The sequence below is a fragment of the Streptomyces thioluteus genome, assembly GCF_039535865.1.
The window spans coordinates 1-20654 of sequence record NZ_BAAAXZ010000122.1 but is presented as its reverse complement, the minus strand read 5'-3'; the positions used below and the strand labels follow the sequence as shown (position 1 = coordinate 20654).

The following is a 20654-nucleotide window of genomic DNA, read 5'->3' as shown; positions in this document are numbered from 1 at the left end:
CGGTGAGGTGCTCGCCCTGGTGCAGCGCTTTGTCCGCGAGGCGGAGTCGGACGGTTCGCGGCTGGTCGTGGTCACGCGTGGCGACATGACGCTGGAGCCGGATCCGGCGACGGCGGGGGTGTGGGGTCTGGTGCGTTCGGCGCAGGCCGAGTACCCGGGCCGGATCGTGATCGCCGACGTGACCTCTCCGGACGACGTCGCGCAGGCGATCGCCTCCGGCGAGCCGCAGGTGGCGGCGTGCGGCGGCCGTCTCTTCGTGCCGCGGCTGTCGGCCGTGACGCCCGAGGCGTCCGAGCCGCAGGGCTGGGACCCGGAGGGCACGGTCCTGATCACCGGCGCGGGCGGGGCCCTGGGCACGCTGCTGGCCCGGCACCTCGTCGCCGAGCACGGCGTACGGCACCTGCTTCTCCTCAGCCGGCGTGGGCGTGTCGGTTCCGAGCAACTGGCGGAAGAACTGGAGGCGTTGGGTGCTTCGGTGACCTTCGCCGCCTGCGACGTGGCCGACCGGGAGTCGCTGGCCGCGGCCCTGGCGCAGGTCCCGGTGGAACACCCGCTGACCGCCGTGGTCCATGCGGCCGGCGTGCTCGACGACGGCGTTCTGACCGCGCAGACCCCCGAGCGCGTCGACCGGGTCATGCGCCCCAAGGTGGACGGCGCGCTCCTGCTGGAGGAGCTGACGCGTGACGCCGATCTGGCGGCCTTCGTGTTGTTCTCCTCGGCGGCGGGTGTGATGGGGACGGCTGGGCAGGGCAACTACGCCGCCGCCAACACGTGGTTGGACGCCCTGGCGCAGTCGCGCCGGGCCCAAGGACTGCCGGCCGTCTCGATGGCGTGGGGCCTGTGGACGAGTGACAGCGCCATGACCGCGCAGCTGGACGAGGCGGATCTCGCACGTCTCTCCCGCAGCGGTCTGGCGCCGATGACGGCGGCCCAGGGGCTGGCGCTGTTCGACGCGGCGCTGGCCGCCGACCGGGCCACCGTCGTCCCCGTCCGCCTCGACTCCACCGCGCTGCGCACCCATGGCGACCTTCCCGTGATCTTCAAGTCGCTGGTCCGCGCGCCCGCACGGCGGACGGCGGCCCCCCGTCACCGAGGACGGGGCCTCCTGGCTCGTCCGCATGGCTGCCCTGGACGAGCCCCGGCTCCGGGCCGCGCTGCTCGAACTGGCCGGTACGCAGATCGCTTTGGTGCTGGGTCATGGTGCGGCGGGTTCGGTGGATCCGGCTCGTGCGTTCCGTGACATGGGCTTCGACTCCCTGACGGGTCTGGAGCTGCGGAGGCGTCTGCAGGAGGCGACGGGGCTGCGGCTGCCGTCGACCCTGGTCTTCGACTACCCCACCCTCACCGCGCTGGTGGACCACCTGCGCGAGCAGGTGCTCGGCACGGACACCGACACCGGCTCCGCCGCCCCGGCGGCGGTCGTGCCGGCGGCGGACGACGACCCGATCGTGATCGTCGGCATGGCCTGCCGCTACCCGGGCGGCGTCGACAGCCCGGAAGAGCTCTGGCAGTTGTCCCTGGACGGCATCGACGCGATCACCGAGTTCCCCACGGACCGCGGGTGGGACCTCGACGGCCTCTACGACCCGGACCCCGACCGCGAGGGCACGACGTACGCCCGGCACGGCGGATTCCTGCCCGGGATCGGCACGTTCGAGCCGGAGTTCTTCGGGATCAGCCCCCGCGAGGCGACCGCGATGGATCCGCAGCAGCGGCTGCTGCTGGAGACGGCGTGGGAGGCGTTCGAACGGTCCGGAATCGATCCGACGTCCCTGCGCGGCAGCAGGACCGGTGTGTTCGCCGGCCTGATGGCCATGGAGTACGGTCCGCCGCTGCACGAGCCGGTCGAGGGTATGGACGGATTCCGCATGCTCGGCAACTCGTCGAGCGTCGCGTCGGGCCGTATCTCCTACCTGCTGGGCCTGGAGGGGCCGGCGATGACGGTGGACACGGCGTGCTCGTCGTCCCTCGTCGCCCTGCACCTCGCGGCGCAGGCACTCCGCAACGGCGAGTGCTCCCTCGCCCTGGCCGGTGGTGTGACGGTGATGTCCACGCCGACCACGTTCGTGGAGTTCTCGCGGCAGCGGGCGATGGCCCCGGACGGGCGCTGCAAGCCGTTCTCCGACGAGGCCGACGGCGCCGGCTGGTCGGAGGGCGTGGGCCTGTTGGTGGTCGAGCGTCTCTCCGACGCCCGGCGCAACGGCCACCAGGTCCTCGCCGTCGTACGCGGCTCGGCGGTGAACCAGGACGGCAGCAGCAACGGCCTGACCGCCCCCAACGGTCCCTCCCAGCAGCGCGTCATCCGCGACGCCCTCGCGAGCGCCCGACTGGGCGCCGCCGACGTCGACGTCGTGGAGGCGCACGGCACGGGCACCTCCCTGGGCGACCCGATCGAGGCCCAGGCGGTCCTCGCCACCTACGGCCAGGACCGGCCCGAGGACCGGCCGTTGTGGCTCGGCTCGCTGAAGTCCAACATCGGGCACACCCAGGCCGCCGCCGGTGTCGCGGGGATCATCAAGATGGTGCAGGCGATGCGCCACGGCATCATGCCGCGCACCCTGCACGCGTCCACGCCCTCGCACCACGTGGACTGGGAGTCCGGCGCGGTCGGCCTCCTGACGGCGCAGCGCGACTGGCCCGAGCTCGACCGCCCGCGCCGGTCCGCGGTCTCGTCCTTCGGCATCAGCGGGACCAACGCCCATGTGATCCTCGAAGCGGCGCCCGACGGGCCCGCGTCCGAGGCCGCGGAGCCGGCCCCGGTCGCCCCCTGGGTCCTCTCCGCGAAGACCCCGGCCGGGCTCCGGCGGCAGGCCGCCCGCCTGCTCGCCCGCGTCACCGGCGAGGCCGGACCCGACCCGCGGGACGTCGGGTTCACCCTGGCCACGGGCCGCGCGCTCCTGGAACACCGGGCCGTGGTCCTCGGCGCCGACCGCGACGAACTGACCGCCGGGCTGGCGGCCTTGACGAACGGCGAGGAGTCCCCGGCCGTCGTCGCCGGAGCGGTCCGCGACACCGACGCGGGCGGGCCGGCCGCCCTGGTCTTCTCCGGCCAGGGGGCACAGCGCCCCGGGATGGGCCGCGAGCTGTACGCGGCGTACCCGGTCTTCGCCGAGGCGTTCGACGCCGTGTGCGCCGCGGTCGACGGCCACCTCGACGGCCATGCCGAACACCCGCTGCGCGACGTGGTGTTCGCCCCCGCCGACTCGCCGCTCGCACCGCTGCTGAACCAGAGCATGTACACCCAGACCGGCCTGTTCGCCCTGGAGGTCGCGCTCCTGGAGCTGCTGCGCCACTGGGGCGTGACCCCCGGCCACGTCATGGGCCACTCCCTCGGCGAGATCACCGCGGCGTACGCGGCGGGCGTGTTCACCCTGTCCGACGCCTGTGCGCTCGTCGCGGCGCGCGGCCGCCTGATGCAGGCCCTGCCCGCGGACGGCGCGATGGTCGCGCTGGCCGTGGACGAGCGGGAGGCCCTGGCGTTCATCGAGCGGGAGTCGCTGGCGGACGCGGTCGGCATCGCCGCCGTCAACGGCCCGCAGGCCGTGGTCGTCTCCGGTGACGAGGCGGCCGTGCTCGCGGTCGCCGCGCACTTCCGGGCCGCCGGGCACCGGACGCACCGCCTGCCGGTGTCGCACGCCTTCCACTCGCACCACATGGAGCCGATGCTCGACAAGTTCGGGGAGGTGCTGGCCGGTCTGGCGTTCCGGCCGCCGCGGATCCCCGTGGTGTCGAACGTCACCGGCGGCCCCGTCGACCCCGAGGAGTTCTGCACGCCGGGGTACTGGGTGGAGCATGTGCGCCGGGCCGTGCGCTTCGCCGACGGGGTCCGCTGCCTGGCCGGGCAGGGCGTCACCACCTTCCTGGAGGTCGGCCCCGACGCCGTCGCGACCCCGATGGTGCACGCGACCCTCGACGCCCGAGAAGGCGCCGAGGACGCCGACTTCGTCGCCACCGCGCTCCTGAAGCCGGGCCGGCCCGAGGCGCGGTCCGTCGCGCGGGCGCTCGCCCTGCCCTTCGTGGCGGGCGCACCGACGGCATGGGAGCGGCTGCTGCCCGGGGGACGGCTCGTCGAGCTGCCGGGCTACCCGTTCGCGGGCCGGCGGTACTGGCAGGACGCGTCCGGCTCGCCGGCCGGCGTCCGGGCCGCGGGACTGAGCGCCACCCACCACCCGCTGCTGGGCGCGGCCGTGTTCCTGCCCGACGGAGGCGCGGTGCTCACCGGCCGCGTCCTGTCCGGCTCGCACCCCTGGCTCGCCGACCACGCGGTGAACGGCACGGTGCTGCTCCCCGGCACCGCCTTCCTCGACCTGGCGCTGCACGCCGGCGACGCCGTCGGTAGTCCCTTCGTCGAGGAGCTGACGCTGGAGGCCCCGCTGGTCCTGTCGGCCGACGGCACCGTGTACCTCCAGGTGGTCGTCGGCGCGCCGGACGGGGCGGGCCGCCGCTCCCTCGCCGTCCACTCCACGGCCGCCCCGGCCGGGAGCGGCGAGCCGCCGGTGCGGCACGCGACGGGCCTGCTGGCCGCTTCGGCCCCGCAGCCCGCCGCCCCGCGGACCTGGCCGCCGGAGGAGGCCGCACCGGTGCCGGTGGACGGTCTCTACGAGGACCTGGCCGCCCGCGGCTACGGCTACGGACCGGCGTTCCGGGGGCTGTGCGCGGCCTGGCGGACGGCGGACGAGCTGTACGCCGAGGTCGAACTGCCCGCCGAGCCGGGGGGGGTTCGGCATCCATCCGGCGCTGCTCGACGCCGCCCTGCACGCCATCACGCTCGGCGTGCCGTCCGCCACGGGCACCGACGGGCCGCGGCCCCTGCTGCCCTTCTCCTGGTCGGGCGTGACGCTGGAGGCGTCCCGGGCCACGGCGGTCCGGGTGCGGCTCGCCGCCGCGGGCGACGGCGCCGTGTCCCTGGCCGCCGTCGACGCCGCCGGCCGGCCCGTGATCACCGTGGAGTCGCTGGCCCTGCGGCCGCTGTCCGCGACGGCGGTCACCCGGCAGGACACAGGGCTCCACCTGCGCTGGCAGCCGTCGGCGGCCGACGCGGCGGACGGCACTCCCCCCGAGGTGGCCGTCGCCCACGTCGAGCCCGGCGGGGACGTCCACGCGCGTCTGGCCGACGTACTCGCCGTCGTCCAGGGGTTCCTGGCCGAGCCGGCCGACGCCGGCACCCGGCTCGCCGTGGTGACCCGGGGCACGCTGGTGGAGCACCCCGACCCGGTCACCGCCGCGGTGTGGGGCCTGCTGCGCTCGGCCCAGGCCGAACACCCCGGCCGGCTGCTGCTCGTCGACGTGGACGTCCGGTCGCCCGAGGCCCTCGCCGCGGCCGTCGCCTCCGGCGAGCCGCAAGTGGCCGTCCGCGACGGGCAGGTGCTCGTCCCCCGGCTCACCCGCACCGGGCCCGCCGTCCTGGCGCTGCCCGAAGCACCCGCGTGGCGGCTGGAGTCGGACGGAGGCGGCGACGCCGCCCTCGTCGCCGACCCGGCCCCCGGCGGGCCGCTGCGGCCCGCCGAGATCCGGGTGTCGATGCGGGCGGCCGGTGCGACGGGCACCGAGGGCGCCGGCGTCGTGACCGAGGCCGGTACGGCGGTCACCGGTGTGGCCGCGGGCGACCGCGTCCTGGGCACCTTCCCGCACGGGGACGCCCTCGGCAGCGCGGCGGTCACCGACCACCGGTCCGTCGTCCGCGTGCCGCGCGGCTGGACCTTCGGCGAGGCCGCGGCCTCGGCCGGGGCGTTCCGCGCCGCGTGGCACGCCCTGGTGGACGGGGCCGGACTGCGGGCCGGGGAGCGCGTGTTGGTCCTCGCCGGCGCGGGCGACGCCGGCCTGGCGGGCGTCCGGATCGCCCGGCAGCTCGGCGCCGAGGTGTTCGCCGCCGCGCCGCCCGCGGCGTGGGACGCCCTCCGGGAGGCGGGCGCGCACCCCGTGGACGAGGACGAGGTTCCGGCGGGAACGGACGTCGTCCTGGATCCGCGCGCGGACGGCGCGGACGCGGCGGCGCCCGCCGGACTCGCCGACGGCGCACGGTTCGTGACGACGGCGGGCGCGTACGAACCGGCGGACGCCGGCCCCGTGCCCGCCGGGCTCGCGGACCTCCTCGACCGGGACGCCCTGCGGCCGCTGCCGGTCCGGTCCGTCGACATACGGACGGCGGCCGGAGCCCTCCGCCCCGCCGGTGCAACGGTGTTCACTCTTCCCCGCCCGCTCGACCCGGACGGCACCGTGATCGTCACGGGCGCGAGCGGCACCCTCGGACAACTCGTCCTGCACCGGCTCGTCTCGGCGCACGGCGTCCGCCGGGTGCTCCTGCTGAGCCGCAGTGGCGCCGGGGCACCGGCCGGCCTGCCGACGGACGGCGTCCACGTGGACGCGGTCGCCTGCGACGTGGCCGACCGGGAGCAGCTCGCCCGCGCGCTGGCCCGCATCCCGGCGGAGCACCCGCCGACCGCCGTGGTGCACACCGCCGGTGTGCTCGACGACGGCGTCCTCGACGCGCTGACGCCCGAGCGGCTCGGCACCGTGCTGCGGCCCAAGGCGGACGCGGTGCGCAACCTGCACGAGCTGACCGCCGACGCCGACCTGGCCGCCTTCGTGGTCTTCTCCTCGGCCGCCGGCGTCCTCGGTTCGGCGGGCCAGGCCAACTACGCGGCCGCCAACGCCTTCCTGGACGCCTTCGTCGCCCGACGGCACGCGGCCGGGCTCCCGGCGGTCTCGGTCGCCTGGGGCCTGTGGGCGGAGAGCAGCGCGATGACGGCCGGACTCGGCGCCGCCGACCGGAACCGGATCGCCCGCCTGGGATTCCTGCCCACCTCCACCGAGGAGGGGCTGGCGGCCTTCGGCCGGGCGCTATCGAGCCCGGTGCCGCTCGTCGTCCCGGTGCGCCTCGACCCCGCGGCGCTCCGCTCGGACACCGCGCCGGTGCTCCTGCGGGACCTGGCGCCCCGCCCGGACCGGCGCACGGCCGCCGCCGCGGAGGCCGTCCGGGAACAGTCCCTGGAAGCCCAGTTGGGATCGCTGCCCGCCGAGCGCCGGGCGGAGGTCCTGCTCGACCTCGTCCTCACGGACGTCGCCCTGGTCCTCGGCCACGGCGACGCGCGGGACGTCTCGCCCGACGAGGCCTTCCGCGACCTGGGCTTCGACTCGCTGACCGCAGTCGAGCTGCGCAACCGCCTGGGGGGCCGCATCGGCCTGAAGCTCGCCGCCACCGCGGTGTTCGACTACCCGAGCCCCCGCGCCCTGGCCGGCCACCTGCTCGACCGGCTCGCACCGGCGTCCCCCGCCGCGCCGACGGGCCCCGGGCGGCCGACCTACGAACAGGTGCTGGCCGACCTCGGCAGGCTCGGGGACAGCCTGGCCGCACTGGAGCTCACCGGCGCGCAACGCGCCGAACTGGCGGAAACCCTCCGCGGTCTGGCCGGGCCGCCGAGCTCCGGCGGACCCGCCGAGGAGACCGCCGACCTCGAATCCGCCACCGCGTCCGAAGTCCTCGACTTCGTCACCAACAGCCTTGGCATCTCCATCGACGGCGACTCGTCGCCCACGGACCCGAGTTGAGAGGGAGTTCATGCCCACCGAAGACGAGCTGCTGAAATATCTCAAGGCCGTGTCCGAGGAACTGCAGGCCACGCGCGGCCGCCTGAAGGCGGCCGAGGGCGAGCGCAGCGAACCCGTGGCGATCGTCGGCATGAGCTGCCGGCTGCCCGGTGACGTCTCCTCGCCCGACCACCTGTGGGACCTGGTCCTCAAGGGCGAGGACGCCATCGGCGACTTCCCGTCCGACCGCGGATGGGACGTCGAGGCGCTGTACGACCCGGAGCCCGGCAACCCGGGCAGGACCTACACCCGGTCCGGCGGATTCGTGCGCGGCGCCGCGGACTTCGACCCGGCGTTCTTCGGCATCGCCCCGCGCGAGGCGCTCGCGATGGACCCCCAGCAGCGGCTGATGCTGGAGGCCTCGTGGGAGGCCCTGGAGCACGCCGGGATCAACCCGCAGGCCCTCAAGGGCTCCCGCACCGGCGTCTTCGCCGGTTCGTTCCACCACGACTACGACCCGGGCGGCGGCAGCGTCGGCAGCCTGATATCCGGCCGCGTCTCCTACACGCTGGGTCTGCAGGGCCCGGCCGTCACGGTCGACACGGCGTGCTCGTCGTCCCTGGTGGCCGTGCACCTCGCGGCGGCGTCGCTGCGGTCGCGGGAGTGCTCCCTGGCCCTGGTCGGCGGCGTGACGGTGCTCGCGACGCCGGGCGTCTTCGTCGAGTTCTCCCGCCAGCGCGGCCTCGCGGCGGACGGCCGCTGCAAGTCCTACGCCACGGCGGCGGACGGCACGGGCTGGGGCGAGGGCGTCGGCATGCTCGTCCTGGAGCGCCTCTCCGACGCCGAGCGCAACGGCCACCGGATCCTGGCGGTGGTCCGCGGCTCGGCCGTCAACCAGGACGGCGCCTCCAACGGGCAGACCGCGCCCAACGGCCCCGCGCAGCAGAAGGTGATCCGCGACGCGCTGTCGAGCGCCCGGCTGGGCACGGCCGACGTCGACGTCGTCGAGGGGCACGGCACGGGGGACGACGCTCGGCGACCCGATCGAGGCGCAGGCGCTCCTCGCCACGTACGGCCAGGACCGGCCGGAGGACCGGCCGTTGTGGCTGGGGTCGGTGAAGTCGAACATCGGGCACACCCAGGCGGCTGCGGGTGTCGCGGGGATCATCAAGATGGTGCAGGCGATGCGCCACGGCGTACTGCCCCGGACTCTCCACGTCGACGAGCCGTCGGAGCACGTGGACTGGAGCGCGGGCCGGGTCAGGCTGCTCACGGAGAACGCGCCGTGGCCCGAGGACGGCCGTCCGCGCCGGGCCGGCGTCTCGTCCTTCGGCTACAGCGGGACCAATGCGCATGTGATCCTCGAGTCGGCCCCGGCCGTCGAGGACGACCGTCCGGCCGTCGACGGGGTGGTGCCGTGGGTGCTGTCGGCCCGGAGCGAGGCCGCACTGGCCGAGCAGGCGGAGCGCCTGGCCGGAGCGGTGGACGGTCTGCGGCCGCTGGACGTCGGCTTCTCGCTGGCACACGGACGGGCGGTACTGGAGCACCGGGCCGTGGTGCTGGGGCGCGACGGCGACGACATGGCCGGACGGCTGAGGGACTTCGCGTCCGGACGCCCGGTCGCGGGGGTCGTGAACGGCCGGGCCGGTTCCGGTGGCGTGGTCTTCGTGTTCCCGGGCCAGGGTTCCCAGTGGGTCGGGATGGCCCGTGAACTCCTCGATCACTCCTCGGTGTTCGCGCAGCGGATGGACGAGTGCGCGGCGGCTCTCCGGTCGCATGCGGACGGCTGGTCGTTGCTGGATGTCGTGCGCGAGGGTGACGAGGCGTTGTTGCGGCGGGTGGACGTGGTCCAGCCGGTGCTGTTCGCGGTGATGGTGTCGTTGGCCGAGCTGTGGCAGTCGCTGGGGGTCCGGCCGTCCGCCGTGGTCGGCCATTCCCAGGGCGAGATCGCGGCCGCCTGTGTGGCGGGGGGCCTGTCTCTGGAGGATGCGGCGCGTGTGGTCGCGCTGCGGAGCCGGGCGTTGCTGCGGCTGGCCGGACGGGGCGGCATGGTGTCCGTCCTGGCCCCGCCGGAGCAGGTGACCGGACGGCTGACCGGCGGACTTCAGATCGCGGTCGTGAACGGCCCCGAGCAGGTCGTGGTCTCCGGCGTCTCGGACGAGCTGGACGCCTTCCTGGCCGGTTGCGAGGCCGACGGGGTCCAGGCCCGCCGCGTCGCCGTCGACTACGCCTCCCACTCGCCGCAGGTCGAGGACCTGCGCACCGAACTGCTGGACCTCCTGGGCGACATCGAGCCCCGGTCCGGCCGCATCCCGATGGTCTCCACGGTCACCGGCGAGCCGATCGACACGGCGGAGATGGACGCCGCGTACTGGTTCACCAACCTCCGCGAGACGGTGCGCTTCGACGCGGCCCTCCGGCACCTGCTGGACACCGGACACCGCACCTTCGTCGAGGCGAGCCCGCACCCGGTGCTGACCGGCGCGCTGGCCCGGCCCGGCGTGGTCGCGGTGGGCACGCTGCGCCGCGGCGAGGACGAGCGTGCCCAACTCCTCCGGAATCTGGCCGAGGTGTACGTCGCGGGCGTGGACGTGGACTGGTCGTCCCAGGTGGCCGGCGGCCGCCCGGTGGACCTGCCGACGTACGCCTTCCAGCGCCGCCGCTACTGGCTGCCCGCGGGCGCGGCCACCGCCGACGTCGGCTCGGCCGGGCTCGGCGCCGTGCGGCATCCCCTGCTGGGCGCGGCCGTTCGGCTGGCCGACGGTGACGACACCGTCCTCACCGGACGGCTGTCCCGCGGCACGCACCCCTGGCTGGAGGACCACGCCGTCTTCGGCACGGTCATCCTCCCCGGCACCGCGTTCGTCGAACTCGCCCTCCGGGCCGGCGAGGAGGTCGGCTGCCCGGCCGTGCGGGACCTGGTCCTGCACGCGCCGCTGTCCCTCCCCGAGCACGGCGAGGTGGACCTCCAGGTGCAGGTCGGAGCGGCGGACGAGGACGGCGGCCGTCCGGTGGACGTCTACGCCGCCCTCCGCCGGCCCGACGGCACGCCCGAATGGACCCACCACGCGAGCGCCGTCCTCACCGACGAGGACGACGCGGACACCGCCCCGCCGGAGAGCCCCCTGCGGGCCCCCGCCTGGCCCCCCCGCCGACGCCGTCCGGCTGGACGTGACGGGCCACTACGACGCCATGGCCGGGGTCGGCCTGGAGTACGGCCCCGCGTTCCAGGGACTGTCCGACGTCTGGCGGCTCGGCGACGAGATCCTCGCCCAGGTCACCCTGCCCGGCCGACAGGCCGAGGAGGCGCCGAGGTTCGGGCTCCACCCGGCCCCTGCTGGACGCCGCGCTCCAGGCCGCCGCGGTGGACGCCACCGACGGCCGGACGCCGTTGCCGTTCTCCTTCGGCGCGGTCACCCTGCACGCCCGCGGCGCGACCGGGCTGCGCGTGCGCATCGTCCCCGCCGGGGACGACACCTTCACCGTCGAGGTGGCCGACCCCACCGGAGCGCCCGTCGCCCGCATCGACGCGCTGCTCGTGCGCCCGGTGACGGCCGGCGACCTCGCCGGTGCGGACAGCGGCACGGAGGCGCTGCTGGCCGTCGAATGGGCGGAGTTCGAGGGCACCGCGGCCGCCGGAGCGCCGGAGACGACGGTGCTGAGGATCGCCGACCCCGGCGCGGACGCCGGTGACGTCGTGACCCGGACCCGCGCCGCGCTGGACGAGGCGCTGCGCGGGATCCAGCGGTGGCTGGCGGAGGACCGGCCCGCCGGGGAGCGGCTGGTGGTGCTCACCCGCGGTGCCGTGCCGACCGGCGCCGAGGGCCCGGACGCGGAGATCGACCTCGTCCAGGCCCCGGTGTGGGGCCTGGCGCGGGCCGCCCGTACGGAGAACCCCGGCCGGGTCGTCCTCGTCGACCTCGACGGCCCCGACGAGTCGGCCCTGGAGGGCGCGCTGCGCTCGGGCCTTCCCGAACTGGCCGTTCGGGGCGGGAAGTTGTACGCCCCCGTCCTGCGCCGCCGTCCGGCGGACCGCACCGACGGCGCGGCCGCCGCCCTCGGCCCGGGCACCGTTCTGATCACCGGGGGAACGGGCGGGCTCGGCGCCCACGTGGCCCGGCACGCCGCCCGGCTCGGCGCCCGGCACCTGCTGCTGCTCTCCCGCCGCGGCGCCGACGCCGAGGGCGTCGGGGCCCTGCTGGACGAACTCACCGCCCTCGGCGCGGAGGTGACCGTCCGGGCCTGCGACGCGGCCGACCGCGACCGGCTGGAGCAGGTCCTGCGGGACATCCCGGCCGAGCATCCGCTGACGGCGGTCGTCCACGCCGCGGGCGTGCTCCACGACGGCGTCGTCGAGTCCATCGACGCCGCGGGGGCTCGACACCGTCCTCCGGCCGAAGATCGACGCCGCCTGGCACCTGCACGAACTGACCGCCGGGGCCGACCTGTCCGCGTTCGTGGCCTTCTCCTCCGTCTCCGGCACCGTCGGCGGGGCGGGCCAGGGCGGCTACGCGGCCGCCAACGTCTTCCTCGACGCGCTGATGCGGCACCGCCGCCGCAACGGACTGGCCGGACTCTCGCTCGCCTGGGGCCTGTGGGCCGAGGCGACCGGGATGACCGGGCACCTGGCGCGGACCGACGTGGACCGCATCAACAGCAGCGGCATCACCGCGCTGGGCACCGACCAGGGGCTGGCGCTCCTCGACGCCGCGCTCACCGCGCGGACGGACGACGCGGTGCTCGTGGCCGTCGGGATCGACCTGCCCGTCCTGCGCACGACCGACCCGGCCCTCCTGCCGCCGCTGCTGGCCGGGCTCGTCCCGCCGCGCCGCGGTGTCGCCGTCTCCCGGTCCGGGCGACGGACCGGCGCGGCCGGGCTCTCCCCGGGCTCCAGGCTCTCCCCGGACTCCAGGGACGAGGTGGTGGAGCGCCTGCGGTACCGGTTCGCCGGAGCGATGGGCTTCGACACCGCCGAGATCGACGTCACCGCGTCGCTGGTCGGCCAGGGCCTGGACTCGGTGATGGCCATGCAGACCCGCGGCCTGATCGAGTCGGACTTCGGCCGGACCCTGCCCGTCGCCCTGATGTTCAACGGCGCCAGCGTCGAGAGCATCGCCGACCACCTCATCGAAGGCGCCGGCGACCAGCCGGCCGCGGCCGCCGAGGAGGCCGGCGCGACCGGGGCGGAGGACGTCGCCGACGTCGTACGCCACCCGGCCACGCGGGACGTCGTCCGGCTGCTGCGCGCCGAACAGCACGGCACACCCGCCGTCACGCACCACATCGGGCTGGCCGTCCGGCTCACCTCGCCGACGACCCCGGAGCGCCTCGCCGAGGCGATCGAGGGGCTCGCCGCCCGGCACGCCGCGCTGCGCACCGCGATCGTCCAGGACGCCGACGGCGGGCAGCAGTTGGAGGTCCGCCGCACCCCGGCGGGCGGGCTGCTGCGCTGGTCCGAGGTGGCGGACGACACCGACGCCGATCTGCGGCTGCGCGAGCTGATGGAGCCGCCCTTCGACCTCGCGGTCTCCCCGCTGTGGCGGTTCGAACTGCTCGCCCGGCCCTCCGGCGACCAGGTGCTCGTCTTCGGCGCGCACCACGCGGTGTCCGACCTGGCGTCGCTGATGCTGGTGGCCGACGAACTCGGCGCCTCCCTCGGCGGCTCCCCGCGGCCCGCCGTCGTCACCAACCGCGACATCGACCTGCTCCTGCGGGCGCAGGCCGCGCGTTCCGACGGCGAAACGCCGTCCCCGGGGCGCGGACTTCGCCGGCGCCCGTCGGCTGGACCTCGAACTGGCCCGGCCCCGGCCCGCGGAGAGGTCCTTCCGCTCCTCGATGCTCCTGCTGGACCTGCCGGCGGACCTCCAGGAGCGGGTGGCGGCGCGGGCGACCCGCCTCGGGATCACCCCGGCCGCGTTCTGGCTGGGCGCCCTGACCGTCCACCTCGCCCGGCTGCGCGAGCGGAACAAGTTCGTGCTCGCCGTCCCGGTGGACACCCGGATGCACGCGGGCGCGCTCGACGCGATCGGCTACTTCGGCCTGCCCATCCCGTTCGCCGCCCAGGTGGAGCCCGGCGACGCCGCCGTCGACGTCCTCCACCGCACGGACGGCCGCCTCGGGGCGGTGCTGGAGCGGGGCGTCACGTTCTTCGACGCGATGCCGGCCCTCGTCGCCGAGGGGCTCTACCGCAAGGACGCGCCCCTGGTCGAGCTGTACTTCAACTACATGCCGCCGCAGGCCGGTTCGGCGCCGGGCCTGGAGATCCTCCCGGCCGGCACCGGCTGGTCCGACCTGGACCTGATGGTCACGGTGATGCCGGGCCTCGGGAAGCTGGGGCTCGACCACAGCCTCGACGTCCTCGACGAGGCGAGCTGCTCGGCCCTCGGCCGCGACTACCTCGCGCTCGTCGCGGAGCTCGCCGACGACCCCACCGTCCCGGCCGTTTCCGTCGTAGATGCCGCGCCTCCGGTGCAGGACGGGGCGCGTCCGGCCGCACAGGTCGCCGTGGCGGCCACGTTCGCCCTGGGCAACCTGCCCGCGATGCTGTCGGTCGCCCTGGAGGACGCCGGCGTGGAGGGCGGCCCGTTCGAGGTCGCCGAGGCCCCGTACCACCAGGTCCTCGCGAGCCTGCACGACCCGGGCAGCGTCCTCGCCGACCCGTCCACCGCCGCCGGCCTCGTGCTCCTGCGCGCCGGCGACCTGACCCGCTTCGCCCCGGAGGACGACGGGCCGGAGGGAGGCGGCCTCCTCGCCGAGCTCGCCGAGGAGTACCCGGCCGCCCTGCTCGCCCTCGCCGGGCGCGGCAAGGCCCCGCTGGTCGTCGCCTTCCTGCCGGAGCGCGCGGGTGACGAACGGGCGCGCCGCTGGGAGGAGTCGGTGACGGAGCGGCTCCGGGACAAGCCCGGCATCGCCGTCCTGCCCTCGGACCGGTGGGCCGGCGACTGCCCGGCGGACGAGATGTTCGACGAGCACACCGACACCATGGCCCACCTGCCGTTCCGGGAGGAGTTCCAGGCCGTCGTCGCGCTGACCCTCGCCGACGTCGTCCGCAACCTCCGCCGCCGGCCGCCCAAGGTGATCGTCGTCGACGGCGACCACACGCTGTGGAGCGGGGTGGCGGGCGAGATCGGGCCGGAGGCCGTCGACCTGACCGGGCCCCGCGCCCTGCTCGCCCGGCGCCTGCTGGAATGGCGCGCCGCCGGCGTGCTGCTGGCCCTCGTCTCCAACAACGACGAGGCGACGGTGCACGCCGTCCTCGACCGGCCGGACAGCCCGCTGCACCGGGAGCACTTCGCGGCGATCTCCGCCGCGTGGGAACCCAAGTGGACCCGGATCCTGAGGATCGCCGAGGAGCTGGGGCTGGGACTGGACAGCTTCCTGTTCCTCGACGACAACCCGGTGGAGATCGCCGCGGTCCGCGCCGAGCTGCCCGAGGTGCTCTCCCTGACCTGCCCCGAGGCCGGCGGACTGGACGCGTTCGTCCATCGGTTGTGGCCCGCCGTCCCGCGGGCGGCGACGGCCGAGGACGCCTCCCGGGCCGAGTTCTACCGGCAGGAGAAGGTGCGTGACGAGGCCCGCGAGGGAACGAGCTTCGCCGAGTTCCTGGAGAACCTGCGGCTCGAACTCGACATCGAGCCCGTGTCCGCCGAAACGGCCGAGCGCACCGTCCAGTTGAGCCGGCGGACCAACCAGTTCAACCTCCGGCCCGTCCCGCTCGACCCGGACCGGCTGGAGCAACTGACCCGGGACGGCGGCGAGGTGTGGACGGCCACCGCCCGCGACCGCTTCGGCGCCTACGGCCAGATCGGCGTCCTGGCCGTCCGGCCCGACGGGGACGCCCTCGAAGTGGTCGCCTGGATGATGAGCTGCCGCGTCCTCGGCCGCGGCGTGGAGGACCGGCTGCTCCAGTGGCTGGCCGACCGGGCCGAGGCCCTCGGCCGCACCACGGTGCGCCTGATCGCGGAGAACACGCCCCGCAACATCCCGGCCCGGCGCCTCGTCTCCCGCCTCGGCGGCGGGGACGTCGGGGCACCGCGGCTGGAGACGGCGGTGGCACCGGCACGACTGCGGGAGTTCCGCTCCTGGGACCCCGGAACGAATTCGGCTGCGGAGGACAGCAATGCCTGAGGGAAGCGGTACCAGCCGCAACCGGAACGTCGATCGACGGCCCGAGGAGGAAGTGATCGAGGGACGGGGCCCGGGGCGGGCCCAGGCGTCCGACCTGCTGGCCCGCCTCCGGCGGCCGGCCGCCCCGGCGCCGGGGCGGCTCCCCGGCGCCGGGCGGCTCCCCGGCGCCCGGCGGCCCCACGGCGCCGCCCCGCACGGTCGACCAGGTCGCCGCGGCCATCGCCGAGCGGGCCTCCCGCTTCCTGGCGGGCGGTGCGGCCGACGTCGAGACCGACCTGTTCGACGCGGGCATGTCCTCGGTGGACGCCGTCGAGCTCGTCGCGGTCATGGCCCGCGAACTGGACGTGGCCGTCAGCCTGGACGACGTCTTCGCCGACGCCCGGCCCCGCCGCCTCGCCCAGCGCTGGGCGAGGGCCGCCGGACTGCCCGACCGGCCGGCCGTCCAGGCGGGCCCGTCGGCGGCACCCGTGGTGGCCACCGGGCGGATCGCGACCGACGCGGTGGACGAGGACCTCGACCTGATCCTCGCCGACCTCGCGCAGGCCGACCGGCTGCCCTGGAGCAGCCGGCCCGAGCCGGTGGCCCCCCGCCGCGTCCTGCTCACCGGAGCCACCGGCTTCCTCGGCAGCCACCTGCTGCTCGACCTGCTGCGGCAGGGCGACGCCCACGTGGTCTGCCTGGTGCGGGCCGAGGACGACCGGGCCGCCGAACGACGCCTCGGCGACGCCCTGGAGAGCTTCGGCCAGTCCTGGTCCTCGGAGGTCCGGCGGCGGGTCACCGTCCTCGCGGCGGACCTCCGACAGCCCCGCCTGGGGTTGTCCGAGGAGCGCTGGGAGGCCCTGACCCGGGAGATCGACGCGATCGTCAACGTCGCCGCCGCCGTCGACTTCCTGCGCGGCTACCCGTCGCTGCGGCAGACCAACGTGCGCGGCCCGCTGCTGCTGGCCGAGCTGGCGATGACCGGCCGGCCCAAGCCCCTGCACCACGTCCTCGTCCGTCGCCGTGTTCAACGAGATCGGCATCGCCAGGATGGGCGAGGACGACCCGGTCGCCCACATCGACCGGCTGGTCGCCGGCTACGACAAGTCCAAGTGGGCCGCCGAGGCGGCGCTGCGCCGCGCCCGCGAACACGGCCTGACGGCGACGTTCCTGCGGCCGGGCGCGATCGGCGGCCACACCCGCACCGGTGTGTACAACCCGAGCGACCTCAGCACCGGGCTGATCGGCGCCATCTCCCGCTACCGCACCGTCCCGGCGTTCAAGTACATGAACCTCGCGCCCGTGGACTGGGTCAGCCGCACCGCGGCCGCCATCGTCTTCGACCCGCAGGCGTGGGGCCACAACTACAACCTCACCGGCCGCGCGGAGACGCTGCCCGAGCTCGTCAAGGACATGAAGCTGGCCGGGATGAACGTCCCGCGTGGCCAACTGGCGGGACTGGAAGGACGATCTGCTCGCCCGCCACGATGCCGAGCCGGTCCCCGCGCTGGACTCCATCGTCCGCATCATGCGCAGCCCGACCGCGCTCAAGCTCTTCGAGGCGCTGATGTTCGGCCCCGCCGCCGCGGCCGACCGCACCGAGGCGTTCCTCGCCCGGCACGGCCTCCCGGCGCCCGAACGCTACGACGCCAAGGCCCAGTTGAAGACCTTCGAGCGGATGGCCGAGGACGGCGTCACCCGGCTCCCCAGCCGCGAGGACCCGTCCTACCTGGAGTTCGACGAGCGGATGCGCGGCCTCGTCGGACCGGTGGGGGAGGAGCCCGACACCCGGTGCAGGACGGCGTTCACCCTCTCCATCGCCAGCATGTACCAGGTCGCCCAGCACCGCCGGATCGACGTCCGCGGCCAGGTGATCTGCGCGCGGGTGCACCCGGAGCCGCTGACGGTGACCCACGCGAGATATGGGGTCCGCCCCGACGAGGGCATCCCGCTCCGGCACGGCGAACGACCACCCCCTCCTGCGCTACCGCTCGTCCTCACGGACCGCGACGGCGGCCGGTGGTGGCTGGAGGGCTGGAAGACCGCCCGCGCCCGGCGCGACCTGTGGAAGCAGACCCGGACCCTGGAGATCACCATCGGCCGCGAGGGCGAACCGGCGTGCTACGCCGGGGTGATCCAGGTGCCGGCAAGAGCTTCCTCCCCGACCAGATCGACGGCATCCGCGTCGATCCCCGGCTGTCCTCGCAGGAGCAGCGGCTCGCCAGAGCTGTCGTGGCTGTCGTGGTTCTTCGTGCAGATGGGCATGGGCTCGCCGAGCCCTCCCTGCGGGCCGCGCCGAGCTGCTGGACCTGCGCCGGGACGCGACTCGACCAGGAGACAAGGACAAGATGCAGCGCAAATTCCGCAAGCTGATCAGGCAAAGGGAGCAGAGCCCGATGACGCTGAGCCCCTCAACTCCGGCTCGGCGCCGCGGACGAGCAGATCCCCTTCACCGCGTCCGAACGGCACGGAGCTCGGCCTGTGCGGTCTCCGCCGCGCGACGGCGCCGACCGGCCGCCGTCCTCGTCATCCACGGACTGACGGCGTCCTACTCGACTGTTCACGCAACGGAGACGCGGAACCTGGTGGACGTCTGCTCGACGCGGGCTACGAGCCGTGGCTGCTGGACTGCGCGGCAGCTGCCGCCTGCCCTACAACAGGGCCGCGTCCGCTACACCTTCGACGACGTGGCGCTCTACGACATCCCCGAGGCTGTGGCGCTCGTCCGCGAAACGACAGCCGGCGGAGGCCCCTGCAGGTCGTCGCCACTGCATCAGGCGCGCTCTGCCTCTCCCTGAGCATGGCGGCCGGACTCGTCACCGGCCTGCGGCGTCGTCGCGCAGGGCGTCTTCCTCACCCCAAGATGTCCTGGAAGACCCGATGCGCCTGCACTTCGGCGGCGAAAACTCCTGCGGTCGCGCCCTCGTCAACATCCCCACGACTTCCGCAAGGTGGGCCTCTGGTCGAAGCACTCCCTGATCTCGCCGAGGTCTCGCTGGGTGCCGAGTGCAAGGACCCCACCTTGCCAGATCTGCACAACGACTCGTGGGGCGTGGGCGGTTCGCTCTTCGAGCACGAGAACCTCGACACCCGCACCCACGACCGCCTCGCCGAGCTCTACGGCACGGTCCCATGTGGATCCTCCCGCACCTGCGGCAGATCGAAACTGGCCACACGATGATGCGCCACAACGACCGCCGACTGGCCGCTCACGACGCCCTCCCGAAGAACGCCCTGGACAACGCGGACCGCATCGAGGCCCCGCTCCTCCTCCTGTCCTGCAGCCGACAACGCTTCTGGTACGACTCCAACAAGCTCTGCCACGAGCTCCTCACACACCCGCCACCCGGACCTGGACGTCCGCTACGTGGAGGTGCCGGGCTACGGCCACCTCGACACCTTCATAGGCCGCAACGCCGCCCTGGACGTCTTCGGCCACATCGTCGACTTCCTCGGACGAACGCCGGACGGCCGTCCCGCAGCGTGACGCACGGACGGGGCGGGCGCACGAGTACGCGTACTCGTGCGCCCGCCCCGTCGTGTCACCTGAACGAGCGATTCCACTGCAGATCTGTGACATCACACTCGTGAGTGGACGGTGTGCACCTTTCACAGGCTGTAGGAGGGACCGTGATGTCACCATGCCCACTCGTGGTTGGGCCACCGCCGGTGGCGGCGGCCGCTCTGCTCCTGACGGCGGCCGGCACGGCACCGACGCCGACGCGCGCGCACTGACGACCATCAACTGCGCCGGCTCGATCAACGTGAACGTCCATCCCGTCAATGCCGCCGTCGACGGCAGGAGCGCGAGCAACTTCCGCTTGTGTGCGACGACCGGATCTAGTCCTTCCCGGCGACTGACGATCTCCGGCTCGGTGACGAGCTCCGGTGACCTCTTCTTCCAGACGAGAACCACGGACAGCCTCACGAGGACGGACACGGGGCAGGTCTTCCGGTTCACGATCGACCGCCGCTTCGACCGGGACAGCACGGCCGCCTCCGGCAACGCCACCGAACGCGGTTCCAGCAGCAGGCACGCGACTCCGGGACCGGCACGTTCGGTACGGGGACGAACCTGGTGACCTTCGTCATCACAAACAACTACCTGCTCGACGTCAACGTGTGACCGCTGCCCGGCCCCGGACAGCAAAAGCCCCTCTCCCGGCCACGGGCGAGAGGGGCACGAAATCACTTCTTCCGACGCTTGCGGGGCGCGGGAACCAGCGGTAGCCTCGGTTTCGCGGGCGGCGGCGAAGAAGGGCGCCATCAGCTCTTCGTACTGACTATCAAGGATTCGGCCCAGGTCGACTTCAAGCCACTTGGGTACCTGGATTTCCTTGATTCCGTCACCGGGGAACCGTCCTCGTCCACCTCCCCCGTAAGCTCCTCCATTTCCTCGGCACCGTCACGGCGAACTTGACCGTGGTCAGATTTTCGGTCACCTCGGGGGCGAGATCGTCGAAGTCGATCCGCTGGACGAAAATCGGCGTCGTCATCGTCAGACCGCCGACCTCGATCGTCTTACCCCTTCTGCCACGCCGGGCTGGCCTTGTGGGATTCGTCTACCTCAATGAATTGCTGCCCATGACGGCGCGCCTCCTCTTTCCGGTTCGGCGCAAAGTCTAGTGGAGCAGGGGCTGTTGACGCAATTCAGGTAGCGGAGGCGAGATGGGGCGGTGGCGCATTCCTATTGGAGAACCGAATCGCCGGAGCCGGCCCGCTCTTCGCAAGGGCCGTACGAATGCTTACCTTCGGTGAAAAACCGCGCGAACAGGATGACCCGGAATTGCCCTGCGCCGTCGGCCCCTTTCGGCCGCTGCGGGCACGTCGGGCTGGGGGAGTCGAACAGGTCCGTGACGTCGACTGTCGGCGCTCTCCTGACGGTTGCCCGCGTCGCGGGCGATCAGTTCTTGTAGATGCCCCCACCGTGTAGGCGTTGTCGCCGCCACCACCGTCACGAGTGGTGCGGAAGGTGTGTTCGGTGCATATCACACAGGAGAGCAGAGAACAGGGACTGAATG

General features: G+C 74.3%; 4 protein-coding genes and 6 pseudogenes. 9 read left to right on the top strand and 1 reads right to left on the bottom strand.

Annotation, left to right across the window (positions count from 1 at the left end; translation table 11 throughout):
• Window positions 1–43: 43 nt before the first annotated feature.
• The 9 genes and pseudogenes from ABD794_RS19090 to ABD794_RS16000 form a co-directional block, all read left to right on the top strand.
• Window positions 44–7545, top strand: a pseudogene (locus ABD794_RS19090) (type I polyketide synthase); the annotation flags it as partial.
• A gap of 52 nt (window positions 7546–7597) precedes the next feature.
• Window positions 7598–11078 (top strand): annotated as a pseudogene (locus tag ABD794_RS16040) (type I polyketide synthase).
• Window positions 10976–11839: pseudogene (locus ABD794_RS16030) on the top strand (SDR family NAD(P)-dependent oxidoreductase); the annotation flags it as partial. The pseudogenes ABD794_RS16040 and ABD794_RS16030, both read left to right, overlap by 103 nt.
• Before the next feature lie 88 nt (window positions 11840–11927).
• Window positions 11928–13112, top strand: a pseudogene (locus ABD794_RS19085) (KR domain-containing protein); the annotation flags it as partial.
• 250 nt (window positions 13113–13362) lie between these two features.
• On the top strand, window positions 13363–15654 hold the full coding sequence (locus ABD794_RS16020; RefSeq protein ID WP_344964053.1) for an HAD-IIIC family phosphatase: 2292 nt from the start codon (window positions 13363–13365) through the stop codon (window positions 15652–15654).
• A 290-nt stretch (window positions 15655–15944) separates the two neighbouring features.
• A pseudogene (locus ABD794_RS16015) lies at window positions 15945–16583 on the top strand (SDR family oxidoreductase); the annotation flags it as partial.
• A 100-nt stretch (window positions 16584–16683) separates the two neighbouring features.
• Window positions 16684–16896 (top strand): annotated as a pseudogene (locus ABD794_RS16010) (SDR family oxidoreductase); the annotation flags it as partial.
• A 178-nt stretch (window positions 16897–17074) separates the two neighbouring features.
• Window positions 17075–18814, top strand: coding sequence for a hypothetical protein (locus tag ABD794_RS16005; protein ID WP_344964052.1), 1740 nt, complete (start codon window positions 17075–17077; stop codon window positions 18812–18814).
• 460 nt (window positions 18815–19274) lie between these two features.
• A complete protein-coding gene (locus tag ABD794_RS16000) occupies window positions 19275–19715 on the top strand; it encodes a hypothetical protein (RefSeq protein ID WP_344964050.1) in 441 nt (146 codons plus the stop codon).
• 264 nt (window positions 19716–19979) lie between these two features.
• On the opposite strand, the gene ABD794_RS15995 is transcribed toward ABD794_RS16000, so the two are convergent.
• Window positions 19980–20129 carry a hypothetical protein gene (locus ABD794_RS15995; RefSeq protein ID WP_344964048.1) on the bottom strand — a complete coding sequence of 50 codons (150 nt, stop codon included), beginning with the start codon at window positions 20127–20129 and terminating at the stop codon, window positions 19980–19982.
• Window positions 20130–20654 lie beyond the last annotated feature (525 nt).